Below are 23,550 nucleotides of genomic sequence, written 5' to 3'. Positions count from 1 at the left end.
GCTCACGCTCCCGTGGCGACGAGGACGGCGGCGACCGCGAGGACGACGGTGCCGGCGAGCAGCGCGCTCACATAGGTCTGGACGTTGCCGGTCTGGGCGCGTCGTACGGCGGCGCCGAGCCAGCGGGGCAGCGCACCCGCACCGCGTACGTAGGTCTCGACGACCTCGCGGTCGAGGAACCGGACGAGGCTCGCTCCGGCCTGGACCGGGCGGACGAAGAGTGCCGTGTACACGGCGTCCAGGTGGAAGCCGGCGGCCGCGTGCCGGTGCAGGGGGCCGAGCAGGAGCCGTCCCGGGTCGGAGGGGTCGGGCGCGTAGGCGATGTCGCCGTAGGCCGGCTCGTGGGTGGCGATGGCTTCCGCCTCTACCCGGGCGGCGTCGCCCTCGGGGTGGGCGGCGACCGCGCCGAGCGGGACACGGGCCGCGAGCGCGGTGGTGTGCCGCCAGGCGCCGTAGGTGACGATGCCGCCGACCAGGGCCACGCCCGTGCCGAGCACGGAGGTGGTGAGGGTCGGGCCGAGGTCACGGCCGTCGAACCAGTCGGGCAGCAGGCGGAACGCGAATCCGCCGAGGGCCAGGGACGGGACGGCCAGGACCCACAGCACGACGGTCATCGTCAGCGGCTCCTTGCCGTGGTCGGGGGCTTCGGTGCCCCGGCCCCGGAAGGCGAGCAGCCACAGGCGCATCGCGTAGGCGGCGGTGAGCAGGGCCGTGAGCAGGCCGGCGACGAGGACGATCCAGCCCGCGGCGGCGGGGGCGTGCTCGGTGTGTCCGGTGACGACGTGTTCGGCGACGCCGAGGACGGCCTCCTTGGAGAAGAAGCCGCTGAAGGGCGGGATCGCGGCGAGCGCGAGCAGCGCCACGGTCATCGTCCAGTAGGCGTCGGGGACGCGGTCGCGCAGGTTCCGCATGCGGGACATCGCGGCGAGCGAGTTGGTGCCGGCGGCGTGGATGATCACGCCGGCCGCGAGGAACAGCAGCGCCTTGAAGGCGCCGTGGGACAGGAGGTGGAAGACGGCGGCTCCGCGGTCGCCGACGGCGAGGGCGCCGGTCATGTAGCCGAGCTGGCCGATCGTCGAGTAGGCGAGGACGCGCTTGATGTCGTCCTGGGCGAGCGCGGCGAGCGCCGAGCCGGCCATCGTGACTGCGGCCATGACGGCGAGGACGACCATCGCGGCCTGGGAGGCCTCGAAGACCGGGAGGAGACGGGCGATGAAGTAGACACCGGCGGCGACCATCGTCGCGGCGTGGATCAGCGCGGAGACGGGGGTCGGGCCCGCCATCGCGTCGGGGAGCCAGGTGTGCAGCGGGAACTGCGCCGACTTGCCCGCGACGCCCGCGAGCAGCAGCAGCGCGATCAGCGTCGGGTGGTCGAGTGAGCCGCTGGCGACGGCGCCGAGGACCTTCGTGATGCGGAAGGAGCCGGCGTCGGTGGCGAGGGCGAACAGGCCGATGAGGAAGGGGACGTCGCCGAGCTTGGTGACCAGGAAGGCCTTGAGGGAGGCGGCGCGGGCTTCGGGGGTCTCCCAGTAGTGGCCGACCAGGAAGTAGGAGCAGATGCCCATGACTTCCCAGCCGACCAGGAGCACGATCAGGTCGCCGGAGTAGACGACCAGGAACATCGCGGAGGTGAACAGGGAGACGAGAGCGGCGTACGAGGGGTAGCGCGGGTCCTCGCGCAGATAGCCCGTCGAGTAGATCTGCACGCAGGTGGCGACGAAACCGACCACGACGGCGACGAGGGCGGCGAAGCCGTCGATGTGCAGGGCGAGTTCGATCGGGACCGAGCCGGTCGGGGTGAGTTCCGTGGCCGCGTTGACGGCCGTGTCACCGCCCTGCCGTGCGGCGACCAGCGCGGCGAGCACCAGGGAGGCGAGGGTCGGCAGGACGGCGAGCGGGCGGACGAAGCCGGGTGCCGTGCGGCCCAGGAGCAGGCCGGCGGCGGCGCCGAGGAACGGAAGGAGGGGGACGAGGACGGCGAGGGTGGTCGTGGTCACGCGGTGGCCTCAGCCTTCTGGGCCTCGTCGGACTGCTCGGCCGTGAGGGCGTCGTGGTCGCTGTCGTCGTCTGGGCCGTGCCGTTCGGCGGTGTCGCGGAGCTTGTCGATGTCCGCGGTGCCGCGGTTGCGGTGGACGGCGAGGACGATCGCCAGGCCGATGCCGATCTCGGCGGCGGCGATGGCGATGGTGAACAGGGTCAGGGCCTGGCCGGAGTGCAGGGTCTCCTCGGCGGTCTTGCTGAGCCAGACGTCGAAGGCGACCAGGTTGAGGTTGACGGCGTTGAGCATCAGCTCGACCGACATCAGTACCAGGATCGCGTTGCGTCGGGCGAGGACGCCGTAGAGGCCCGTGCAGAAGAGGAGGGCGGAGAGGACGGCGGGGTAGGCGAGGTGCATCAGCGGGTGCTCTCCCTCTGGCTGCGGCCCTTTTCGCTCCGGTCCTTTTCGCTGTGGCCGGCCGAGGTGCCCTCGGCCGGGGCGCTGTCGGGCGCGGGTGCCGCGTCGGCCTTCGCCTTGCGGGACAGGACGATCGCACCGACCAGGGCGGCGAGGAGGAGGACGGAGAGGGCCTCGAAGGGGAGGACCCAGTTCTGGAAGAGGCTGGCGCCGGTGGCCTCGGTGGAACCGGCGGCGGGGCCGTCCAGGTCGATCCAGGTCGTGCGGAAGGCGTCGACGACGACCCAGACCAGGGCGGCGGCCGCGGCGAGGGCCACGGTGAGGGCGGCCCAGCGGTTGCCGGAGTCGGCGTCCGGGGAGCGGCCGATCGGGGCCCTGGTGAGCATCAGTCCGAACAGGAGGAGGACGACGACGGATCCGACGTAGATGAGGACCTGCACCCAGGCGATGAACTCGGCGGTGAGCAGGAGGTACTCGACGGCCAGGCCGCCGAGGGTCACCACCAGCCATAGGGCCGCGTGCACCAGCTGCCGGGTGGTGACGGTGACGATCGCGGCGCCGAAGGTGACCAGGCCGACGAGGAGGAATGCGATCTCGACGCCGGTCGGGGAGAGGAAGCCGTGGCTCTCGGCGGCCGTGGTGGTGGCATGCGCTGCTCTGGTGGTGGCTTGTGCCGCTGTCGTGGCGGCTGCGGCCAGGGTCATTCCTGTCCCTCCTGCCGGTCCGCGGGCCGCTGCCTCGGCTGGTCGGTCTGCTGCCGGGACTCGCCTGCCGGGCGGGTGGGGGCCTCCGCCGCGCGGGCCTGCTCGTCGGCGGCGGACTCGGTGGGTGCGGGCTGCTGCTGGGCCGCGAGCTTCTCGGCGGTCTTGCGGGCGGTGGCGACTTCCTTCGGCTCCTCCGCGGCGGGGTCGAGGGCCGGCGGGGCCGGGACGGTCCACATCCACTCGCGGAGCTTGTCGCGCTCGTGGGTGAGGTCGTGGATGTCGGTCTCGGCGTACTCGAACTCCGGTGACCAGAACAGGGCGTCGAAAGGACAGACCTCGATGCAGATACCGCAGTACATGCACAGGGCGAAGTCGATGGCGAAGCGGTCGAGGACGTTGCGGCTGCGTTCGCGGCCGCCGGGGGTCGCCGCCGGGACCGTCTCCTTGTGGGAGTCGATGTAGATGCACCAGTCCGGGCACTCGCGGGCGCAGAGCATGCAGACCGTGCAGTTCTCCTCGAACAGGCCGATCACACCGCGGGTGCGGGGCGGGAGGTCGGGCTGGGCGTCCGGGTACTGCGCGGTGACGGACTTCTTCGTCATCGTGCGGAGGGTGACGGCCAGGCCCTTGGCGAGGCCGGAGCCGGGGATGGGGGCCATGGTTACTGGATCACCACCTTGACGACGCCGGTGAGGGCGATCTGGGCGAGGGACAGGGGGACGAGGAGGGTCCAGGCGAACTTTTGGAGCTGGTCCTCGCGCAGGCGTGGGTAGGTGACGCGCAGCCAGATCACGAGGAAGGCGAGGACGGCGGTCTTCAGCAGGGTCCAGACCCAGCCGAGGCCGTCGGCGCCCCAGGGGCCGTGCCAGCCGCCAAGGAAGAGGACGGTGGTCAGGCCGCACAGGACGACGATTCCGGCGTACTCGGCGAGGAGGAAGAGGGCGAAGCGGAGGCCGGTGTATTCGGTGTACGCGCCGAAGATGATCTCCGAGTCGGCGACGGGCATGTCGAAGGGAGGGCGCTGGAGTTCGGCGAGGCCGGCCACGAAGAAGACGATCGCGCCGACGATCTGCCAGGGCAGCCACCACCACTCGAAGGCGTCGAGGATACCGGGGAGGGAGACCGTGCCGGCCGCCATCGCGACCGAGGCGGCGGTCAGGAGCATCGGGAGTTCGTAGGCGAGGAGCTGGGCGGCGGTGCGGAGGCCGCCGAGGAGGGAGAACTTGTTCGCGGACGCCCAGCCGGCCATGAGCGAGCCGAGGACGCCGACGCCCATGACGGCCAGGACGAAGAAGACACCCGCGTCGATGACCTGGCCGACGGCTCCCTCGTCCGGGCCGATGGGAATGGCGAGCAGGACGAGGAGGTAGGGCAGCAGGGCGACGGCGGGGGCCAGTTGGAAGATACGGCGGTCCGCGCCCGCGGGGACGACGTCCTCCTTCTGCGCGAACTTCACACCGTCGGCGATCAGCTGGGCCCAGCCGTGGAAGCCGCCGGCGTACATGGGGCCGAGGCGGCCCTGCATGTGGGCCATGACCTTGTGTTCGGTCTGGCCGATGATCAGGGGGAAGGTGAGGAAGACGACGAAGACGACCAGGAGTCGCAGGGTGACGTCGAGGGCGTCGTTCACCGCGGGCCTCCTGTGGGTTCGTCGGGGTTGTCCGTGGGCTCGGTGGCCTCTGTGGCCTCTGTGGGCTTTGAGGGCTCGGGGGTCTCCGAGTCGTCCGAGGGCTCGGGGGCCGACGATGGCGCGGTCTCGGGCGACGGTTCGGGTTCCGGTTCCGGTTCGTCGAAGGCCGGGCGGGCGTGGTGCCAGGGGGCGTCCGAGCTGCGCGGAGTGGGGGCGGACCTGCCCGGCCGGCTGTCCCCCTGGTCGGACTCGGCGCGTTGGCTCGAGCTGCCCTCCGCCGCGCTGCGCGCGCGGCGCGGTCCCGCCGACGGGGTCGGGGATTGGGCCTCGGTGTCGGGGGACTCCGGCTGCGCGGCGGTCGGCGTCTCGGTGCCGGGCGCCACTGCTTCGGACCCGGGCGCCACTGCTTCGGACCCGGTCGCCGGGGATTCGGACCCGGGCGTCGAGGGCTCAGGGCCGGTCGCCGGGGATTCCGATTCGCTGGGCGTCTGGCTCGCCGAGCCGTCCGCAGCGGTACGGGTGCGACGCGGGGCGGCGGCCGGGGACGAGGGTGCCGTGTCCCCGGGCGGGGTCTGGCTGGCCGAGCCTTCCGCGGCCGAACGCGCACGACGCGGGGCACCCGTAGCCGGAGCCGGAGCTTCCGGGACCCCCGCGGCAGCCTGACTCGCCGAACCCTCCGCCGCCGTGCGGCTACGCCGTGGCCCCGTCGGAGCCGAAGCAGTCGACTCCCCGGGCGGGGACTGACTGGCCGAGCCCTCCGCCGCCGAACGCGCACCACGCGGGGCACCCGCAACCGGAGCCGCCGCCTCACCAGCAGCAGCCTGGCTCGCCGAACCCTCCGCAGCCGAACGCGCACGACGCGGCGCACCCGCAACCGGAGCCGGAGCTTCCGGGACCCCCGCGGCAGCCTGGCTCGCAGAACCCTCCGCCGCCGAACGTGCGCGGCGTGGAGCAGCCGGAGCCGGAGTAGCCGAGTCACCGGCAGCCGCCTGGCTCGCCGAGCCCTCCCCCGCCGAACGTGCGCGGCGTGGAGCAGCCGGAGCCGGAGTAGCCGAGTCACCGGCAGCCGCCTGGCTCGCTGAGCCCTCCCCCGCCGAACGTGCACGCCGTACGGGGCGTTCTCCTGCCGTGCGGGGTGTTGCGGCTCGGGTCGGGCGGGACGGGGCCGGGGGGAGTTGGCCCTTCAGGGGGCCCCATTCGTTGGGGTCGGGGACGCCGGGTGGGAGCATCTGGCGGCGTTTGGGGCCGCCGTGTTCGGACTCGCCGGGTTCCTTCGCGCCGGGCCAGGCCTTGGCGACGCGGGCGGCCAGGACGAAGTCCTTGCGCAGGGGGTGGCCTTCGAAGCTGTCGGGCAGGAGCAGGTGGTCGAGTGCCGGGTGGCCTTCGAAGGCGATGCCGAACATCTCGTGCGTCTCGCGTTCGTGCCAGGCGGCACCCGCGTAGACACCGACCGCGGAGGGCAGGGCGGGGGTCTCGTGCGGGACCGTCGTACGCAGGAGGAGGCGGCGGAGGGGGGACAGGGCCGCGATGTGGGCCGTGACGCGGAAGCCCGTGCCCGGCTCGTCGACCGCGCTCAGCCAGTCGAAATAGGTGCAGCCGAGCCGGTCACGGGCGGTCTCCAGGGCGGAGATCCAGGTCGCCGGGGGGACGTCGACCGTCAGGACCTCGTACGACTCCTCGGCCGTGGCGTCCGGGCCGAAGAGTTCCTCGGGGGCGGCGGGCAGCCAGCCGACCGCGGTCATCGTCCCTCCCCCGACGCCGAGCCCGAGGACGGCGGTCGCACCAGGCCGCTCTGCAGCGCCGCCGCGGAGGGGCGCCCCGTGCCGTACCGCTCCCCCAGCGACTCGCGGGCGATCTTCTCCTGGAGCTTGAGGATGCCCTGGAGCAGCGCCTCGGGGCGGGGCGGGCAGCCGGGGACGTAGACGTCGACGGGGATGATCTGGTCGACGCCCTTGGTGACGGAGTACGAGTCCCAGTACGGGCCGCCGCAGTTGCTGCACGCGCCGAAGGAGATGACGTACTTGGGCTCCGGCATCTGCTCGTAGAGGCGCTTCACCGCCGGGGCCATCTTGTCCGTGACGGTGCCGGAGACGACCATCAGGTCGGCCTGGCGCGGGCCAGGGGCGAACGGGATGACGCCGAGCCGGATGAAGTCGTGGCGGGCCATCGACGCGGCGATGAACTCGATCGCACAGCAGGCGAGGCCGAAGTTGAAGACCCAGAGCGAATAGCGGCGGCCCCAGTTGAGGATCACCTTCATCGGCTCGGGTGCGAGGCGCGCGAGGGCGCCGAGCCGCTTCGGTTCCGGAAGCAGCACAGGTTCAGGGCCGGCGGGGGTCACGTCGGGGGTCACGTCCATGCCAGGACGCCCTTCTTGTATGCGTAGAGCAGGCCCACGGCCAGGAAGCCGAGGAAGATGAACATCTCGACCAGGGTCGTCGCGCCGTAGCCGGGGGCGGCGAAGACGGTCGCCCAGGGGAACAGGAAGATCGAGTCGACGGCGAAGATCACGTAGAGGAAGGCGTAGACGTAGTAGCGGACCTGGGTGTGGGCCCAGCCCTCGCCGACGGGGTCGACGCCGCATTCGTACGTCAGGAGCTTCTCGGGCGTGGGGACCACGGGCCGCAGCAGGCGGCCGGCCCCGAAGGCGACGGCGACGAACAGCACGCCGACGGCGGCGAGCAGTCCGACGACCGAATAGGACTGGAAGTAGTCCGCCGCGACGACGGTCGTGGTGACGACGGTCGGTTCCGGCACGTCCGTCCCTCGCTCCCTTGAAAATCGGACCTGGTCCCGCGACGATCCCCCGGTTCACCCGGACGCCGCTGTTCGACGATCTGTACGCACGGGAGTCTAGGCCCTGATAAAGGCAGGGTAAGCAGCCCGTCACGCCCTGGCATGCGGGGGTGGGGTTTTCCTCAGTCGATCCTGGCGGTCCACCTCATGGCGCGGCTGCCCACGGCCGGGCACGCTAACGCGTATGACCGAACGCTTCCCGTCCACCGGCACCAAGGCGGCCGCGACGACGGCCGGGCAGGACGACCGCCCGCCGCCGCCCCGGTTCGCCTACGACCGGCACACCTGGAAGGAGATCGCGCACCTCCTGGCGAACCTTCCTCTCTCCCTGCTCGGATTCACCTACGTCATGACGGTGCTGTTCACCAGCTTCTGGCTGACCGTCACGGTGATCGGGTTCCCGCTGCTCGCCGCCGGACTCATGGGCGCGCGGCAGTTGGGCAAGCTGGAGCGAGCGCGGGCCAGGGCGCTGCTCGGGGTGCGGGTGGACGAGCCGAGCCGGCTGCCGCTGCGCGGCTCGGGCGGTTTCCTCGCCCAGGTGTGGATGTCGCTGAAGGACCCGGTGGGCTGGCGTGCGGTGCTGTACGAGTTCATACGGCTGCCGTGGGGCGTCCTCACCTTCACCATCACGCTGACCTCGCTGTTCGTGCTGTGGCCGGTGCTGCCGTACATCGCGCGGGGGCTGGCCAACGCCGACCGGGCCATGGTGCGCGGGCTGCTGTCGCCCTCGGACGAGCTGGAGCGGCGCATCGCCGAGCTGGAGTCGGACCGGGGGGTCGTGGTCGACACGGCGGCAGCCGACCTGCGGCGCATCGAGCGGGATCTGCACGACGGGGCGCAGGCCCGGCTGGTGGCACTGGCCATGGGTCTCGGCCTGGCCAAGGAGAAGGTGCTGGAGGACCCCGACGCGGCGGCGGCGATGGTCGAGGAGGCGCACGGCGAGGTGAAGCTGGCGCTCCAGGAGCTGCGGGACCTGGCCCGCGGGATCCATCCCGCGGTGCTGACCGACCGCGGCCTGGACGCGGCCCTGTCGTCGGTCGCCTCGCGTTGCACGGTCCCGGTGAAGGTGACGGCCGACCTGCCCGCGCGGCCGGCGGCGGCCATCGAGGGCATCGCCTACTTCACCGTCTCGGAGCTGCTGCAGAACGTCAGCAAGCACAGCCGGGCGAAGTCGGCGTCGGTGGATGTCTGGCGGACGGCCGACCGGCTGCTCATCCAGGTGTGGGACGACGGCCGCGGCGGCGCGAGTCTCGACGGCGGTACGGGGATGAAGGGCCTGGCCGACCGACTGGGCGCGGTGGACGGCCTGTTCGTCCTGGAATCGCCCGAGGGCGGCCCGACGACGGTCACGGCGGAGCTGCCGTGGCGCGACCGCACGGACGCCTCCGCCGCGGGCACCGACCGCTAGGCCGGGAAACCGCTGGGCCGGGAATCCGCTGGGCCGGAGGTGGGGAAAACCCCCCGTCCAAGACGCCGACGGACTCCATGGTCCGCCGACCTGCGGCGGAGCAGGGTGGAGGTATCGAGAGCACAGCCGCAGGACGAGGAGAAGGACGACGCCGATGGCCACGGAGTACGGACAGGGATACGGGCTCGACGGCGGGCCCGGGTACCCCGGGAGCACCGAACGACGGCGGCACCGGCTGCCCGTCGCGCTGCGGGCGCCGGTCGAGGGCCGCACCTGGCGGGAACTCGGCCATGTGCTGCTCAGCCTGCCGATCAGCATCGTGCTGTTCGTCTACGCGGTGACGATGGTGTCGCTGGGGGCGGGGCTGCTGGTGACGTTCCTCGGCGTACCGGTGCTGGCGGCGGCGCTCGCCGGGTGCCGCGGCTTCGGGGCGGTGGAGCGGTTCCGGGCGCGGGCGCTGCTGGACCTGGAGGTGGAGGAGCCGGAGCCGCTGCGGATGCGGAAGCCGGGCGCCATGGCGTGGATGGGGGCCGTCCTCAAGAGCGGCGCCTCCTGGCGGGCCCTGCTGTACGCGCTGCTGCAGCTGCCCTGGGCGGTGTTCTCGTTCGCCGTCGCCGTGAACGTGTGGCTGCTGGGCTGGGGGCTGCTGACGTATCCGCTGTGGTTCTGGGTGTTCCCGGTGTACGCCGGCCAGGACGGGGTCCAGTTGTACGGCGACGAGACGCACCGGGTCTACCTCGACAACCCCTTCGAGATCACGATGACCGCGCTGGTGGGTCTGCTGTTCACGATCGCCATGCCCTGGATCCTGCGGGCGCTGACGATGGTGGACCGGCTGCTGGTGCACGGGCTGCTGGGGCCGTCGCGGCTGGCCTCGCGGGTGGTGGAGCTGGAGTCGGACCGGGGGGTCGTGGTCGACACGGCGGCGGCCGACCTGCGGCGCATCGAGCGGGATCTGCACGACGGGGCGCAGGCCCGGCTGGTGGCACTGGCCATGGATCTGGGGCTGGCGAAGGAGAAGCTCCAGGAGGATCCGGAGGCGGCCGCGCGGATGGTGGACGAGGCGCACGGCGAGGTGAAGACGGCGCTGCAGGAGCTGCGGGACCTGGCCCGGGGGATCCATCCCGCGGTGCTGACGGACCGGGGTCTTGACGCGGCGCTGTCGGCGGTGGCCTCGCGCTGCACGGTGCCGGTGCGGGTCGAGGTCGATCTGGCGGAGCGGCCGGCGCCGGCGATCGAGGGGATCGCGTACTTCACGGTGTCGGAGCTGCTGCAGAACGTCAGCAAGCACGCGCGGGCGACCTGGGCGGGCGTGGAGGTCTGGCGGACCGAGAACCGGCTGATGCTGCAGGTCGTGGACAACGGTGCGGGCGGGGCCGACGTGTCCCAGGGCTCCGGCCTCGCGGGGCTGGCGGACCGGCTCGACGCGGTGGACGGGATCCTGGTGGTGGACTCGCCGGCGGGCGGTCCGACCCGGGTGACCGCGGAGTTGCCGTGGCGGGGCGCGTACGTGAGGTGACCTCCGGCCGGGGCCGTGGCAGGGGGCTCCGCCCGCCGGCCACGGCCTTCGCCCTTCCGCCGCCCGGATCACAAAGTGAGCCCCCCTCCCCGATTCGGTCGGACAAGAAGCCGGTCCTGCCCCCCATCCACCCCCCGATCCTGAAATGCTGGACCCGTCGCACGGGTGGGCGCGGGGCCGTTGTGGGCCGCGGACGGGCGGCATCGGGCTGTGGGGGGCCGGAACATCGTGGAGGACAGGGTGCGGGTGGTCATCGCCGAGGATTCAGTGCTGCTCAGGGAGGGCCTGACCCGGCTGCTGACCGACCGCGGGCACGAGGTCGTCGCCGGGGTGGGTGACGGCGAGGCACTGATCAAGACCATCACCGAGCTGGACGCGCAGGGCGAGCTGCCCGATGTCGTGGTGGCCGATGTGCGGATGCCGCCGACGCACACCGACGAGGGGGTGCGGGCGGCGGTGCGGTTGCGCAAGGCGCACCCGGGGCTCGGTGTGCTGGTGCTGTCGCAGTACGTGGAGGAGCGCTACGCCACGGAGCTGCTCGCGGGGTCCAGCCGGGGCGTCGGCTATCTGCTGAAGGACCGGGTGGCCGAGGTGCGTGAGTTCGTGGACGCGGTGGTGCGGGTGGCCGACGGCGGTACGGCCCTCGACCCGGAGGTGGTCGCGCAGCTGCTGGGCCGCAGCCGTAAGCAGGACGTGCTCGCGGGGCTCACGCCGCGGGAGCGGGAGGTCCTGGGGCTGATGGCCGAGGGGCGGACGAACTCGGCGATCGCCCGGCAGCTGGTGGTCAGCGACGGAGCGGTCGAGAAGCACGTCAGCAATATCTTCCTGAAGCTGGGGCTGTCGCCGAGCGACGGGGACCACCGCAGGGTCCTGGCCGTGCTCACGTACCTCAATTCCTGACATGCGCGGCAGGAGCGTGTGATCACCCCAAAGTCGCGTCCAAGATGCGAATGACACAAAGAAGGCGACCCTTACGGTCGTAGGGTTGATCCTGGGAGGCCTGCGGGAAGGCCTGTCCGGGACAGCCGCCTCGAGGGAGGTCCAGTTCAGTGACCAGCCAGGTCAGTAGCCCAGCGGAGCAGGCCGACGGACCAGTCGTAGGAGAGCAGCGCAAAGCGTCGGGCGCCAAGGGCGTCCGTCGTCTCGACCGGGTGATCATCAGGTTCGCGGGGGACTCGGGTGACGGTATGCAGCTCACCGGCGACCGCTTCACCTCGGAGACCGCGTCGTTCGGCAACGACCTGTCGACGCTGCCGAACTTCCCGGCCGAGATCCGGGCGCCCGCCGGGACCCTGCCGGGTGTGTCGTCCTTCCAGCTGCACTTCGCCGACCACGACATCCTCACGCCCGGTGACGCGCCGAACGTGCTGGTGGCGATGAACCCGGCCGCGCTGAAGGCGAACATCGGCGACCTGCCGCGCGGCGCCGAGGTGATCGTCAACACGGACGAGTTCACCAAACGGGCGATGCAGAAGGTCGGCTACGGCACCAGTCCGCTGGAGGACGGGTCGCTGGACGGCTACCACCTGCACCCGGTGCCGCTGACCACGCTCACCGTGGAGGCGCTGAAGGAGTTCGACCTCAGCCGCAAGGAGGCCGAGCGCAGCAAGAACATGTTCGCGCTGGGCCTGCTGAGCTGGATGTACCACCGGCCCACCGAGGGCACGGAGAAGTTCCTCAAGTCCAAGTTCGCCAAGAAGCCCGATATCGCGGCGGCCAACATCGCCGCGTTCCGGGCGGGCTGGAACTTCGGCGAGACCACCGAGGACTTCGCCGTCTCCTACGAGGTGGCCCCGGCGGCCACGGCGTTCCCGCCGGGTGTCTACCGCAACATCTCCGGCAACCTCGCCCTGTCGTACGGCCTGGTCGCCGCGAGCCGGCAGGCGGATCTGCCGCTGTACCTGGGGTCGTATCCGATCACTCCGGCGTCGGACATCCTGCACGAGCTCTCCAAACACAAGAACTTCGGCGTGCGGACCTTCCAGGCCGAGGACGAGATCGCCGGTATCGGGGCCGCGCTGGGCGCGGCCTTCGGCGGTGCGCTGGCCGTGACCACGACGAGCGGTCCCGGTGTGGCGCTGAAGTCGGAGACCATCGGCCTCGCGGTCTCGCTGGAGCTGCCGCTGCTGGTCGTGGACATCCAGCGCGGCGGGCCGTCGACCGGTCTGCCCACCAAGACCGAGCAGGCGGACCTGCTCCAGGCGATGTACGGGCGCAACGGCGAGGCTCCGGTGCCGATCGTCGCGCCGTGCACCCCGGGGGACTGCTTCGACGCGGCCCTGGAGGCGGCGCGGATCGCGCTGACGTACCGCACGCCGGTCTTCCTCCTCTCCGACGGTTATCTGGCCAACGGCTCCGAGCCCTGGCGGATCCCGGACCTGGACGAGCTGCCCGACCTGCGGGTGCAGTTCGCGCAGGGCCCGAACCACACCCTGGACGACGGCTCCGAGGTGTTCTGGCCCTACAAGCGCGACCCGCAGACCCTGGCCCGGCCGTGGGCGGTCCCGGGCACGCCGGGTCTGGAGCACCGGATCGGCGGCATCGAGAAGGAGGACGGAACGGGCAACATCTCCTACTCGCCGGCCAACCACGACTTCATGGTCCGCACCCGGCAGGCCAAGATCGACGGCATCGACGTCCCGGACCTCGAGGTGGACGATCCGCACGAGGCGCGGACGCTGGTGCTGGGCTGGGGTTCGACGTACGGGCCGATCACGGCGGCGGTGCGGCGGCTGCGCAGAGCCGGGGAGTCCGTCGCGCAGGCGCATCTGCGCCATCTCAACCCCTTCCCGCGGAATCTGGGCGCGGTGCTGGAGCGTTACGACAAGGTGGTGGTCCCCGAGATGAACCTCGGGCAGCTCGCCACGCTCATCCGGGCGAAGTACCTGGTCGACGCCCAGTCGTACAACCAGGTCAACGGCATGCCGTTCAAGGCGGAGCAACTCGCCACGGTTCTGAAGGAGGCCATCGATGGCTGAGACGTCCACGCACGGCACGGGCACCATCGAAGCGCTCTCCCTCGTCCCCAAGGCCGAGGCGAAGCAGTCGATGAAGGACTTCAAGTCCGACCAGGAAGTCCGCTGGTGCCCCGGCTGCGGCGACTACGCCATCCTCGCGGCGGTGCAGGGCTTCATGCCCGAGCTGGGCCTGGCGAAGGAGAACATCGTCTTCGTCTCGGGCATCGGCTGCTCCTCCCGGTTCCCGTACTACATGAACACGTACGGGATGCACTCCATCCACGGCCGCGCCCCGGCCATCGCCACCGGTCTGGCGAGTTCGCGCCGCGATCTGTCGGTGTGGGTCGTCACCGGTGACGGCGACGCGCTGTCCATCGGCGGCAACCACCTGATCCACGCGCTGCGCCGCAATGTGAACCTCAAGATCCTGCTGTTCAACAACCGGATCTACGGTCTGACCAAGGGCCAGTACTCGCCGACCTCCGAGGTCGGGAAGATCACCAAGTCGACGCCGATGGGCTCGCTGGACGCGCCCTTCAACCCGGTGTCGCTGGCGATCGGCGCGGAGGCGTCGTTCGTGGCGCGGACGGTCGACTCCGACCGCAAGCACCTGACGGAGGTGCTGCGCCAGGCCGCCGCCCACCAGGGCACGGCCCTGATCGAGATCTACCAGAACTGCAACATCTTCAACGACAACGCCTTCGAGGCCCTCAAGGACAAGCAGCAGGCCGAGGAGGCCGTGATCCGGCTGGAGCACGGCCGGCCGATCCGCTTCGGCAGCGACCTGTCCAAGGGGGTCGTACGGGACCCGCTGACCGGGGACCTGAAGGTGGTCGCGGTGACGCCGGACAACGAGGACCAGGTGCTCGTCCACGACGCGCACTCCCCGTCCCCGACCACGGCGTTCGCGCTGTCCCGCCTGGCCGACCCGGACACCCTGCACCACACGCCGATCGGTGTCCTCCGCTCGGTCGACCGGCCGGTCTACGACACGCAGATGTCCGACCAGCTCGACACCGCGATCGAGCAGCACGGCAAGGGCGACCTGGGCGCGCTGCTGGCGGGCGGGGACACCTGGACGGTCGTCGGCTGAGCACGACCACGCCGTACGGCGATCAGGCCCGGGACCGCTACGACGCGGCCCGGGTCTCGTCGTAGGCCAGGCGGGCCTTCTCCACGTCGTCCATGCGCTGGTGGGTCCACTGAGCGAGGGCCTTGACCTGCTCGGCGGCCTCACGGCCGAGGTCGGTGAGGGAGTAGTCGACGCGGGGCGGGATCACCGGCTTGGCGTCGCGGTCGACGAGGCCGTCGCGCTCCAGGGTCTGGAGCGTCTGCGTGAGCATCTTCTCGCTGACGCCCCGGCCGTTGTACTGACTGATCGCCCGGCGCAGCTCGCTGAACCGGTGCGGGCGGTTCAGCAGCTCGATCAGGACGAGCACGCCCCAGCGGCTGGTGACGTGTTCCAGGACGAGCCGGTACGGGCACAGGGCCTCGCCATCACTTACTGCCATGCCAGTACCTTACTTCAAAGTGGGTACTTTCGAACAGTTAGCGCTCCTCCTAGGGTTAGTGCCACCGCACCCCACAAGGAGAGTCATCACCATGAGCATCGTCGTCACCGGAGCCACCGGACAGCTCGGCCGCCACGTCGTGGAGCAGCTGCTGGAGAAGGTTCCAGCCGAGCAGATCACCGCGGTAGTCCGCAACGCCGAGAAGGCCGCCGACTTCGCGGACCGCGGGGTGAGGATCGCACTGGCCGACTACAACACCCCCGCGTCCTTCGACGGCCTCTTCTCCGCCGGTGACAAGGTCCTCCTGGTCTCGGGCAACGAGTTCGACAAGGGCCGTGTGCGGCAGCACAAGGTCGTCATCGACGCCGCCAAGGCGGCCGGGGTCGCCCTGCTCGCGTACACCAGCGCCCCGGGCAGCCTGACCGCCGCGCTCGCCGACGACCACCGCGGCACCGAGGAGGCCCTGCTGGACTCGGGCGTGCCCTACGCGCTGCTGCGCAACGGCTGGTACCACGAGAACTACACCGAGAACCTCGCCCCGACGCTGGAGCACAACGCGGTCGTCGCCGCCGCCGGCGAGGGCAGGGTCTCCTCCGCCTCCCGCGCCGACTACGCCGCTGCCGCCGTCGCCGTGCTGACCGGTGAGGGGCACGAGAACAAGACGTACGAGCTGGGCGGCGACTCCGCGTGGAGCTTCGCCGAGTACGCGGCCGAGCTGAGCCGGCAGACCGGCAAGGAGATCACCTACAACGCGGTCACCCCCGAGGTGCTCACCGGCATCCTGGCCGGCGCCGGCCTGCCCGAGCAGTTCGCCCAGATCCTGGCCGGGGTCGACGCCTCCATCGAGAAGGGTGAGCTGGTCGTCTCCACCGGCGACCTGTCCCGCCTGGCCGGCCGTCCGACCACGCCGTTCTCCGAGGCCATCGCCGCCGCGCTCAAGGGCTGAACCTCAGTCCGACGGGCCCATGAGCCACCTCACCCCCGGGCTGTCATGACCGTATGCCGATACGGCCATGACAGCCGGGGGTGCTCGGCGTTACCTTCGTGGTCGCGGAACACCACGTGCGAAGGAGGGGGCCGTGACCGGCAAGCCGAGGGGCGAGGGGCGAATAGGGCTGCTGAACGGCTTCGCGGCCTATGGGATGTGGGGGCTCGTCCCCCTGTTCTGGCCCCTGCTGAAGCCGGCGGGGGCGGTGGAGATCCTGGCCCACCGGATGGTGTGGTCGCTGGTCTTCGTGGGCGCCGCCCTGCTCGTGCTGCGCCGCTGGGCCTGGGCCGGTGAGCTGCTGCGGCAGCCGCGCAAGCTGGCGCTGATCACGGTCGCCGCGGCGGTCATCACCGTCAACTGGGGCCTGTACATCTGGTCCGTGAACTCCGGGCACGTCGTCGAGGCCTCGCTCGGGTACTTCATCAACCCGCTGGTCACCATCGGGATCGGCGTGCTGCTGCTGAAGGAGCGGCTGCGGCCGGTGCAGTGGGCGGCGGTCGGGACCGGCTGCGTGGCGGTCGTCGTGCTGACCATCGGCTACGGCCGGCCCCCGTGGATCTCCCTCTGCCTCGCCTTCTCCTTCGCCGCCTACGGGCTGGTGAAGAAGAAGGTGGGCCTCGGCGGCCTCGAGTCGCTGGCCGCCGAGACCGCGATCCAGTTCCTGCCCGCGCTCGGCTTCCTCGTGTGGCTGACCGCGCGGGGCGATTCCACCTTCACCACCGAGGGCGCGGGACACGCGGCCCTGCTCGCCTCGGCCGGCATCGTCACCGCGCTGCCCCTGATCTGCTTCGGCGCGGCCGCCATCCGCGTGCCCCTGTCCACCATCGGCCTGCTGCAGTACTCGACTCCGGTCATCCAGTTCCTGCTCGGCATCCTCTACTTCCACGAGGAGATGCCGCCGGAGCGCTGGGCCGGGTTCGCGCTGGTGTGGCTGGCGCTGACGCTGCTCACCTGGGACGCGCTGCGCACCGCCCGCCGCGCCGCCCGCGCGCTCACCGACGAGATCAGCGTGCCCAGCACCACCAGGACGACCGGCACGACCAGCGCCGCCCGGAACGCCGAGAGCGTGGCCTCGGGGCCGGACCCGGTGGACGCCAGGCCGTAGACCGCGGTCACCGCCGAGATGCCGATCGCCGAGCCGAACTGCGTGGCGGTGGTCAGCAGCCCGCCGGCCAGCCCCTGCTCGGACTCGGCGACCCCGTCCGTGGCCGCGATGGTCAGCGGCCCGTAGGCCAGGGCGAAGGCGAAGCCCGCCAGGAACAGCGTGGGGAACATCGCGGCGTAGACCCAGTCCATGCCGACCGGCAGGAACAGCGCGTACGCGGCCACGGCCAGGACGAAACCGCCGACGATCACGCGGGCGTTGCCCCAGCGGGCGACCAGCCGCGGCGTGAGCGTCGGGGCGAGGACTGCGTCGATGCCCATGGGAATCAGGGCCAGCGCCGTCTCGAGGGACGACCAGCCGCGCAGTTCCTGCAGATAGAGCGTGACGATGAACTGGAAGCCGAAGAAGGCGCCGAGGAAGAGCAGCGCCCCCAGGTCGGCGCGCACGACCGGGCCCTGACGCAGGATGCCGAGGCGGACGAGCGGGTCCGGGCAGCGGCGTTCGGCCGCGACGAAGGCACCGGCCAGCAGCAGCGCCGCCAGCCCCGAGGCCACGGTGAGCGGCCAGCCGTTCAGGCCGTGCTCCAGGCGTACGACGGTGTAGGCGGCCAGCAGCATCGCGCCGGCGGCGGTGATCGCGCCGGGCAGGTCGAAGGTGCCCCGGCGGGCCGGTGGCGTGCCGCGCCCGGGGATCAGCCGTACGGCCGCGACGAGCAGGGCCGCGGCCAGCAGCACGGGCGCGAAGAACACCCAGCGCCAGCCGAGCTCGGTGAGCAGACCGCCGATCATCAGGCCGAGGGAAAAGCCGGCCGCGCCCGTCCCGGCGAAGATCAGCAGGGCCTTGTTGCGCTGCGGGCCCTGCTCGTACGACGTGGTGATCAGGGAGAGCGCGGCGGGCGTCATGAACGCGGCGGCGACACCCGTCACGAACCGGGCTACGACCAGCATCCAGCCCTCGGTCGCGAAGCCGCCGAGCCCCGAGAAGCCGAGGAAGACGGTGAGCCAGAGCAGGAACATCCGGCGCCTGCCGAGCAGGTCGGCGGCACGGCCGCCCAGGAGCGTGAAGCCGGCGTAGCCGAGCACGTAGGCGCTCATCACCCACGCCGCGGTGTCGGTGCCCAGCCCCAGGTCGGAGCGGATGGCCGGGATCGCCACCGCCATCATCGCGACGTCGATGCCTTCGAGGAAGATCGTTCCGCACAGAACGAACAACAGCGCCCAGGCACGGGTGCCCATCAGTCCACACTCCTCCACCGTCAGTCGGTTACGCAACTGAGGGTCGGTTCCCTCTTGTAACCATGACCAGCCTGCGGCAGCATCGAGTGGCATGGAAGAAGGCACTTCGAAGTCACCGAGTAACTGCGAGAGCACCGTGGACTACGGCGACGCCGATCCCTTCCAGTGGGACACCCGGGAGGACTGCCAGGTCCGGCAGATCCTCGACCGGATCGCCGACAAGTGGTCGCTGCTGGTCATCGCGCTGCTGGAGAACCGGCGGCTGCGCTTCACCGAGCTGCGCCGGGAGATCGACGGGGTCAGCCAGCGGATGCTGACGGTGACCCTGCGCTCGCTGGAGCGGGACGGGCTGGTGAAGCGGACCGTGCACCCGGTGGTGCCGCCGCGGGTCGAGTACGAACTGACCTCCCTCGGCAGGACCCTGCACACCACGATCCAGTCCCTGGTGACCTGGACGGAGGAACACCAGGACGAGATCGCCGCGGCCCGGACCGCGTACGACACCCGGCCCGTATAACTGGTACATGACACAGACACCGGCACGCCCCGCCCCCGTGCACTGGAAGGTCGTCATCGACGCGAACGACCCGCACGCGCAGGCCGACTTCTGGGCCGCCGCGCTCCACTACGAGGTCGAGGACAACAGCGTCCTCATCGGGAAGCTGCTCGGCGCCGGTGTCGTGCCGGAGGAGCTGATCGTCGAGTCGCACGGCCGTCACGCCTTCCGCGACCTGATCGCCGTACGGCACCCCGAGGACCCGTTCGAGGAGGAGAGCGGGACCGGGCTGGGGCGGCGGCTGCTGTTCCAGCGGGTGCCGGAGACCAAGACGGTCAAGAACCGGCTCCACCTCGATCTGCACCCGGGCGAGGGGCGGCGCGAGGAGGAGGTCGCGCGGCTGGAAGGGCTCGGGGCGAGGGTGCTGCGGCGCGTGGCGGAGCAGGGCGGCGAGTGGGCCCTGATGGCGGACCCGGAGGGGAACGAGTTCTGCGTGCATTGAATGCTCCCCCCTGAAGGGAGGGGATTCCTGGCTCAGGCTGCCTCCTGGAGCATTGCTCCAGGAGGTCTTGTGCCCTCGACACCAGCCGGGTTCAGACCTGCCCGGATCAGCATCACGCGTGCGGAGTTCTTGTCCCTGGGGAATACCGCTTCGCACGCGGTGCAGGTGTAGGTACGTTCCGACAGCGGCAGTGCGTGCTTGGTTCTCGCTCCGCACTGCGCGCAGTCCATGGTGGTGTGCGCGGGATGCACCAGGCGCACGTCGCGCCCGTGTCTGCGGCCCATCTCGATCAGGGCCTTCTTGGTGGCTCCGATCGCGGCGTCCGCTGCCTTGCGGGCCATCGATGTCCTGGCGAGGAACTTCGGGCGGAAGTCCTCCACCGCGATGGCATCGTGGTCGGTCACGACGCGTTTGGCCCACTTGCGTGCGGTGTCCTGCCGCTGACGGGCGACCTTCTTGCACGCCTTGGCGCGCCGCTTCTTCGCCTCGCGGTAGCCCTTCGACGCCGCTTGCCCCTTGGCGGGTCTGCGGCGGTCCATCATCCGGTCGTACCGCATCAGCTTCGCCCTGGCTTTCCTGCCGTGTCCGGCGTGCGGGAGGTCGTGGGCGTCCGAGGTGGTGGTGGCGGTCTCCTTCACACCCCAGTCGATCCCGATGACGCGGCCGGTGGCGGGCAGCGGCTGGGCAGCAGCGGGAACGACGAACGATGCGTACCAGTGGCCGACGCTGTCCCGGTACACGCGCACACTGGACGGTTCGGCGGGCAGCGCGCGGGTCCACACCACTGTCAGCACGATGTTCCCGGCCAGGTGCAGGCGCCCGTCCTTGAGCCGGAAACCGCGCCGCGTGTAGTTGAGGGTGGGGTCGGCCTCACGTTTCTTCTTGTATGTCGGCATACCGGCCCGCTGCCGCTGTGGAAGACGGTCTTTGATGTCCTTGAGCGCCTTCGCGCGGGACTTGCCGAAGTCGCGGATGAGCTGCTGCTGCGGCACCGACGAGCCCTCGGCCAGCCACGGCGTCACGGCACGGGCCTCGGTCAGCATCCTGTCCAGCCTGGCAGGACCGCACTTCTCCCCCTCTTGGTGAGCCTTCTTCGAGCGTGCGATGCATTCGTTCCAGATCCACCGGCAGCGGTCCCACTCCGCCAGCAGCGCCGTGCAGGCCGTCGACGACACGCGAAGCCGGTACGCGTACCGGGCCAGCCCACCCTCCTTCACCACCGGCACTCCTCCCCCGCCCGCTCATCCCGACCTCAACGACTGGACCGTACGTGCGACATGCACACACCCGTACCGTCATCGCGATGGGGCCACCACAACCAGCGATCACGGGCACACGCGTTCGCTTCTTCGGCCCTGCGGCCAGCCTTGCGGCGTCCGGTCTCCTGGGCGCCCGTCGCCGTCACGGGATGCGAGTCTTCCCCGGCGTAGCATCAGGCCATCACAACGCCCTGGCCGAATACATCTCTTGACGGAAAGTCAGTGCCAGCTCCACCATCCAGGCACCCCATTCAGCGTGGGCGGCCTGCGGACACCCCACGGGCTGCCCGTAGGAACTCGGAGTCCCCACATGAAGCTCTCCGTTTCCGCGCGTGCCGTGGCAGCAGGCGGCATAGCGACTGTCATGCTCCTGACCGGCGGTGCCGTGGCCGATGCCGCGTCCGCTCCCCCGAGACCGGCGGCTGCGCCCGACATCCCCCTGTCGGGCGTCAAGGCCCATCTGACCCAGCTGCAGTCCATAGCCACCGCCAACGGCGGCAACCGCGCGCACGGCAGGACCGGCTACAAGGCCTCGATCGACTATGTGAAGGCCAAGCTGGATGCCGCCGGATTCACCACCACGCTCCAGCAGTTCACCGCCTCGGGACGCACCGGCTACAACCTGATCGCCGACTGGCCCGGCGGTGACACGAGCCAGGTCGTGATGGCCGGCTCACACCTCGACAGCGTCTCCTCCGGGCCCGGCATCAACGACAACGGTTCCGGCTCGGCCGCCGTCCTGGAGACCGCCCTCGCCGTGGCACGGGCGCAGTACAAGCCCACCAAGCATCTGCGGTTCGCCTGGTGGGGCGCGGAGGAACTCGGCCTGGTCGGCTCCCGCTACTACGTCAACCGGCTGGCGACCGGGGACCGTTCGAGGATCAGCGCCTACCTCAACTTCGACATGATCGGCTCCTCGAACCCGGGCTACTTCGTCTACGACGACGACCCGGCGGTCGAGAAGACCTTCAAGGAGTACTTCAGCGGCCTCGGCGTCCCGACCGAGATCGAGACCGAGGGCGACGGCCGCTCCGACCACGCGCCGTTCAAGAGCGCGGGCGTGCCGGTGGGCGGCCTGTTCACCGGGGCTAGCCGCGCGAAGACGGCGGCGCAGGCGGCCAAGTGGGGCGGTACGGCCGGGCAGGCCTTCGACCGCTGCTACCACTCCTCCTGCGACACCACCGCCAACATCAACGACACGGCCCTCGACCGCAACAGCGACGCGGTCGCGTACGCGGTGTGGGAGCTGTCGGAGTAGTTCCGTTCGCTTTCTCTATTGGTTGCGGGCGCGTTCCGTGAGGCGGCCCATGCGGGCCCGGGCCGACTCCAGTTGCTCGATCTCCTCGGCGGCCGGGCCGTCCTCGGCGGCGAGCTCGGTCCACAGCCCGATCAGGTCGCGCCCCAGCTCCAGCCCCAGCGCCGGGTCGCGCACGGCCCGCCAGGCGGTGGCCGCGCTCTGCACATTGCCGTACGCGGCCTCCGCGTCGCCCGTACGGCGGCGGGCACCGGCCAGGTCGAGCGACAGCCGGAAGGCGCGGAGCGGGTCGCCCGCCAAGTAGGCGATGTACGCGCTGAGTTCACCCAGCCGGAGCACCTCGGGGTGCTCCGGCCCCAGCGTCGCCGACGCCTGCGTGACGGTCTGGTCCGCCAGCGCGGCCGCGGCGTCGATCCTGCCCTCCTTCACGGCCTCGTTGATCCGCGTGATCGGCTCCGCGACGAGGTGGTCGGGGGCTCCGGAGTCGCCCGGGGCGCCGGAGGGTTCGTCACCGAACATGGCCTCCGCGACCGCGTCGAAGCCGCGGGCGGGGGTGGGCTTGGCGTCGAGGTCGGCGAGCAGCTCCGCTTCGAGCACCGGGTCGGGCTTCCCCCTACGCCGGGGCGCGGCGGCGGGACCGCTTTCGGGGAGCGGGAGCGGCCTCGCGTCCATGGGCGGAGGCGGCCCGAACTCACCGGTCGGGGGCGCGACGGTGCCGGGCGCGGTGGCCGGGCCCGGAGGCGCGTCTTCGGGTGCGGGCTGCGGCGGCTCCTGCACGGCCCGCAGCCGGAACGTCGGGGACGCGCCGAGATCGCCGGACTCCGGGACGGGGCGCAGGACGTGTGTGGCGCTGTCGCTGTGCGGGGGCTTCCGCGGGGGCTCCTGCTCCGCCGCAGCGGGTGGCATCGGTCCGGGCGTGCCCGGCGTGGGCGGTTCCGCGGGCGTGCCGACCGCGGGCGGCTCGGCGGCAGCGCCGGCCGGGGGCCACTCCGTGGCGGCGCCGGACCTGGGAGGTTCCGTGGCTGCGCCGGCCGTCGGCCGTTCCGAAGCCGCGCCTGCCGGGGGCCACTCCGTCGCCGATCCGGCCATGGGAGATCCCGTGGCGGCGCTGGCCGTCGGCCGTTCCGAAGCCGCGCCCGCCGGGGGCCACTCCGTCGCCGCACCGGCCATGGGAGATCCCGTGGCGGCGCTGGCCGTCGGCCGTTCCGAAGCCGCGCCCGCCGGGGGCCACTCCGTCGCCGCACCGGCCATCGGAGGTTCCGTGGCGGCGCTGGCCGTCGGCCGTTCCGAAGCCGCGCCCGCCGGGGGCCACTCCGTGGCCGGACCGGAACTGGGCGGGGCCGTCGCCGTGCCGGTCGTGGGCGGTTCCGGCGGGCGTCCGGCGACCGCTTCCTCCGGCGGTGCCGTACGAACCGGCTCGGCCGTGAAGTGGCTGGAGCCGTCCGGGTCGACCCGGAGGGGGACGACGTAGCCGATGCGCTCGTCGTGGATCGTGGCGAGGACCGCGTGGCCGGTGGCGAGGGCGATGTGGTGGAGGCGGTTCAGGACGGCCTTGTGGATCTCCTCGCCGGGGGCGGCGAAGACCGGGACGCCGCCGACGGACGCGCCGTCGGACACGCCCGGTGCTCCGGCCCCGGCTCCCGGTCCGGCACCGTGCCCTGTCCTGGGGACATGGACGTCGACCGGCGCCGCCGGGGTCGCCGCGTGTGCGGCCTGCTTCTGTTCCCGCTTCTTCTCGCGGCTGAGTCGCGACATCGTCCCCTCACTCGGCGTCGTACACCTACTGTCGA

General features: G+C 71.5%; 21 protein-coding genes and 1 pseudogene. 10 read left to right on the top strand and 12 right to left on the bottom strand.

What is annotated here, in order from left to right; genetic code table 11:
* Positions 1-2 precede the first annotated feature (2 nt).
* Genes ACFT32_RS15585 through ACFT32_RS15550 form a run of 8 tightly spaced genes read right to left on the bottom strand, consistent with a single transcriptional unit; the run spans position 3 to position 7,486 of the window.
* Positions 3-1,997, bottom strand: a complete 1,995-nt coding sequence (locus ACFT32_RS15585; protein ID WP_382489281.1) for an NADH-quinone oxidoreductase subunit L — start codon at positions 1,995-1,997, stop codon at positions 3-5.
* On the bottom strand, positions 1,994-2,395 hold the full coding sequence (nuoK, locus tag ACFT32_RS15580; RefSeq protein WP_382489279.1) for an NADH-quinone oxidoreductase subunit NuoK: 402 nt from the start codon (positions 2,393-2,395) through the stop codon (positions 1,994-1,996). The genes ACFT32_RS15585 and nuoK overlap by 4 nt, the downstream gene beginning before the upstream one ends.
* Positions 2,395-3,099 carry an NADH-quinone oxidoreductase subunit J gene (locus tag ACFT32_RS15575; protein WP_382489277.1) on the bottom strand — a complete coding sequence of 235 codons (705 nt, stop codon included), beginning with the start codon at positions 3,097-3,099 and terminating at the stop codon, positions 2,395-2,397. The genes nuoK and ACFT32_RS15575 overlap by 1 nt, the downstream gene beginning before the upstream one ends.
* Positions 3,096-3,758, bottom strand: coding sequence for a NuoI/complex I 23 kDa subunit family protein (locus ACFT32_RS15570; RefSeq protein ID WP_382489276.1), 663 nt, complete (start codon positions 3,756-3,758; stop codon positions 3,096-3,098). Before ACFT32_RS15570 ends, ACFT32_RS15575 begins: the two co-directional genes overlap by 4 nt.
* Positions 3,759-3,760: 2 nt before the next feature.
* Positions 3,761-4,729 (bottom strand): NADH-quinone oxidoreductase subunit H, encoded by a 969-nt coding sequence (locus tag ACFT32_RS15565; protein WP_382489274.1) that lies wholly within the window; start codon positions 4,727-4,729, stop codon positions 3,761-3,763.
* Positions 4,726-6,471 carry an NADH-quinone oxidoreductase subunit C gene (locus ACFT32_RS15560; protein ID WP_382489272.1) on the bottom strand — a complete coding sequence of 582 codons (1,746 nt, stop codon included), beginning with the start codon at positions 6,469-6,471 and terminating at the stop codon, positions 4,726-4,728. The genes ACFT32_RS15565 and ACFT32_RS15560 overlap by 4 nt, the downstream gene beginning before the upstream one ends.
* Positions 6,468-7,088, bottom strand: coding sequence for an NADH-quinone oxidoreductase subunit B (locus ACFT32_RS15555; RefSeq protein WP_382489271.1), 621 nt, complete (start codon positions 7,086-7,088; stop codon positions 6,468-6,470). The genes ACFT32_RS15560 and ACFT32_RS15555 overlap by 4 nt, the downstream gene beginning before the upstream one ends.
* Positions 7,079-7,486, bottom strand: a complete 408-nt coding sequence (locus ACFT32_RS15550) for an NADH-quinone oxidoreductase subunit A (protein WP_382489269.1) — start codon at positions 7,484-7,486, stop codon at positions 7,079-7,081. The genes ACFT32_RS15555 and ACFT32_RS15550 overlap by 10 nt, the downstream gene beginning before the upstream one ends.
* 223 nt (positions 7,487-7,709) lie before the next feature.
* On the opposite strand from ACFT32_RS15550, the gene ACFT32_RS15545 reads away from it, so the two are divergent.
* The 5 genes from ACFT32_RS15545 to ACFT32_RS15525 all read left to right on the top strand — a co-directional run bounded on the left by ACFT32_RS15545 (position 7,710) and on the right by ACFT32_RS15525 (position 14,502).
* Positions 7,710-8,933, top strand: coding sequence for a sensor histidine kinase (locus ACFT32_RS15545; RefSeq protein ID WP_382489267.1), 1,224 nt, complete (start codon positions 7,710-7,712; stop codon positions 8,931-8,933).
* Positions 8,934-9,087: 154 nt separating this feature from the next.
* Positions 9,088-10,452, top strand: a complete 1,365-nt coding sequence (locus ACFT32_RS15540) for a sensor histidine kinase (protein ID WP_382489265.1) — start codon at positions 9,088-9,090, stop codon at positions 10,450-10,452.
* Positions 10,453-10,692: 240 nt separating this feature from the next.
* A complete protein-coding gene (locus ACFT32_RS15535; protein WP_382490693.1) occupies positions 10,693-11,352 on the top strand; it encodes a LuxR C-terminal-related transcriptional regulator in 660 nt (219 codons plus the stop codon).
* Positions 11,353-11,501: 149 nt separating this feature from the next.
* Positions 11,502-13,430, top strand: coding sequence for a 2-oxoacid:acceptor oxidoreductase subunit alpha (locus ACFT32_RS15530; RefSeq protein WP_382489263.1), 1,929 nt, complete (start codon positions 11,502-11,504; stop codon positions 13,428-13,430).
* On the top strand, positions 13,423-14,502 hold the full coding sequence (locus tag ACFT32_RS15525) for a 2-oxoacid:ferredoxin oxidoreductase subunit beta (protein ID WP_382489262.1): 1,080 nt from the start codon (positions 13,423-13,425) through the stop codon (positions 14,500-14,502). The genes ACFT32_RS15530 and ACFT32_RS15525 overlap by 8 nt, the downstream gene beginning before the upstream one ends.
* 37 nt (positions 14,503-14,539) lie before the next feature.
* Here the strand turns inward: ACFT32_RS15525 and ACFT32_RS15520 are convergent, their stop codons facing one another.
* Positions 14,540-14,920: a winged helix-turn-helix transcriptional regulator gene (locus ACFT32_RS15520; protein ID WP_382489260.1), complete on the bottom strand. Its 381-nt coding sequence runs from the start codon at positions 14,918-14,920 to the stop codon at positions 14,540-14,542.
* A 91-nt stretch (positions 14,921-15,011) separates the two neighbouring features.
* On the opposite strand from ACFT32_RS15520, the gene ACFT32_RS15515 reads away from it, so the two are divergent.
* Complete coding sequence (locus ACFT32_RS15515) at positions 15,012-15,866, top strand: SDR family oxidoreductase (RefSeq protein WP_382489258.1); 855 nt, start codon at positions 15,012-15,014, stop codon at positions 15,864-15,866.
* A 196-nt stretch (positions 15,867-16,062) separates the two neighbouring features.
* Entirely contained in the window at positions 16,063-17,013 is a 951-nt protein-coding gene (rarD, locus tag ACFT32_RS15510) for an EamA family transporter RarD (protein WP_382490691.1), read from the top strand.
* Between the two features lie 80 nt (positions 17,014-17,093).
* Here the strand turns inward: rarD and ACFT32_RS15505 are convergent.
* Positions 17,094-18,173 (bottom strand): annotated as a pseudogene (locus ACFT32_RS15505) (MFS transporter); the annotation flags it as partial.
* A gap of 166 nt (positions 18,174-18,339) precedes the next feature.
* Here ACFT32_RS15505 and ACFT32_RS15500 point away from each other — a divergent pair.
* Both ACFT32_RS15500 and ACFT32_RS15495 read left to right on the top strand, forming a co-directional pair.
* Positions 18,340-18,765 (top strand): winged helix-turn-helix transcriptional regulator, encoded by a 426-nt coding sequence (locus ACFT32_RS15500; protein ID WP_382489256.1) that lies wholly within the window; start codon positions 18,340-18,342, stop codon positions 18,763-18,765.
* Between the two features lie 7 nt (positions 18,766-18,772).
* The gene (locus ACFT32_RS15495) at positions 18,773-19,246 is read left to right on the top strand and encodes a VOC family protein (protein ID WP_382489254.1); all 474 of its coding nucleotides are present in this window, start codon (positions 18,773-18,775) and stop codon (positions 19,244-19,246) included.
* 32 nt (positions 19,247-19,278) lie between these two features.
* On the opposite strand, the gene ACFT32_RS15490 is transcribed toward ACFT32_RS15495, so the two are convergent.
* Positions 19,279-20,466 (bottom strand): RNA-guided endonuclease InsQ/TnpB family protein, encoded by a 1,188-nt coding sequence (locus ACFT32_RS15490; RefSeq protein WP_382489252.1) that lies wholly within the window; start codon positions 20,464-20,466, stop codon positions 19,279-19,281.
* Positions 20,467-20,815: 349 nt separating this feature from the next.
* On the opposite strand from ACFT32_RS15490, the gene ACFT32_RS15485 reads away from it, so the two are divergent.
* Positions 20,816-21,763, top strand: coding sequence for a M28 family metallopeptidase (locus ACFT32_RS15485; RefSeq protein ID WP_382489250.1), 948 nt, complete (start codon positions 20,816-20,818; stop codon positions 21,761-21,763).
* A gap of 15 nt (positions 21,764-21,778) precedes the next feature.
* Here ACFT32_RS15485 and ACFT32_RS15480 read toward each other — a convergent pair whose 3' ends face one another.
* The gene (locus ACFT32_RS15480) at positions 21,779-23,515 is read right to left on the bottom strand and encodes a tetratricopeptide repeat protein (RefSeq protein ID WP_382489248.1); all 1,737 of its coding nucleotides are present in this window, start codon (positions 23,513-23,515) and stop codon (positions 21,779-21,781) included.
* Positions 23,516-23,550 lie beyond the last annotated feature (35 nt).

The sequence above is a fragment of the Streptomyces sp. NPDC057002 genome (genome assembly GCF_042673825.1).
In the GTDB taxonomy this organism is placed as follows: Bacteria; Actinomycetota; Actinomycetes; order Streptomycetales; family Streptomycetaceae; genus Streptomyces.
This window is presented reverse-complemented; position numbering and strand designations above follow the sequence as displayed.

Bases quoted from the DNA above. Each gene is read 5' to 3' on its own strand.
- nuoK (WP_382489279.1), bottom strand. From the start codon at position 2,395: ATGCACCTCGCCTACCCCGCCGTCCTCTCCGCCCTCCTCTTCTGCACG.
- ACFT32_RS15575 (WP_382489277.1), bottom strand. From the start codon at position 3,099: ATGACCCTGGCCGCAGCCGCCACGACAGCGGCACAAGCCACCACCAGA.
- ACFT32_RS15570 (WP_382489276.1), bottom strand. From the start codon at position 3,758: ATGGCCCCCATCCCCGGCTCCGGCCTCGCCAAGGGCCTGGCCGTCACC.
- ACFT32_RS15560 (WP_382489272.1), bottom strand. From the start codon at position 6,471: ATGACCGCGGTCGGCTGGCTGCCCGCCGCCCCCGAGGAACTCTTCGGC.
- ACFT32_RS15555 (WP_382489271.1), bottom strand. From the start codon at position 7,088: ATGGACGTGACCCCCGACGTGACCCCCGCCGGCCCTGAACCTGTGCTG.
- ACFT32_RS15545 (WP_382489267.1), top strand. From the start codon at position 7,710: ATGACCGAACGCTTCCCGTCCACCGGCACCAAGGCGGCCGCGACGACG.
- ACFT32_RS15540 (WP_382489265.1), top strand. From the start codon at position 9,088: ATGGCCACGGAGTACGGACAGGGATACGGGCTCGACGGCGGGCCCGGG.
- ACFT32_RS15525 (WP_382489262.1), top strand. From the start codon at position 13,423: ATGGCTGAGACGTCCACGCACGGCACGGGCACCATCGAAGCGCTCTCC.
- ACFT32_RS15520 (WP_382489260.1), bottom strand. From the start codon at position 14,920: ATGGCAGTAAGTGATGGCGAGGCCCTGTGCCCGTACCGGCTCGTCCTG.
- ACFT32_RS15515 (WP_382489258.1), top strand. From the start codon at position 15,012: ATGAGCATCGTCGTCACCGGAGCCACCGGACAGCTCGGCCGCCACGTC.
- rarD (WP_382490691.1), top strand. From the start codon at position 16,063: ATGTGGGGGCTCGTCCCCCTGTTCTGGCCCCTGCTGAAGCCGGCGGGG.
- ACFT32_RS15500 (WP_382489256.1), top strand. From the start codon at position 18,340: ATGGAAGAAGGCACTTCGAAGTCACCGAGTAACTGCGAGAGCACCGTG.
- ACFT32_RS15495 (WP_382489254.1), top strand. From the start codon at position 18,773: ATGACACAGACACCGGCACGCCCCGCCCCCGTGCACTGGAAGGTCGTC.
- ACFT32_RS15485 (WP_382489250.1), top strand. From the start codon at position 20,816: ATGAAGCTCTCCGTTTCCGCGCGTGCCGTGGCAGCAGGCGGCATAGCG.
- ACFT32_RS15480 (WP_382489248.1), bottom strand. From the start codon at position 23,515: ATGTCGCGACTCAGCCGCGAGAAGAAGCGGGAACAGAAGCAGGCCGCA.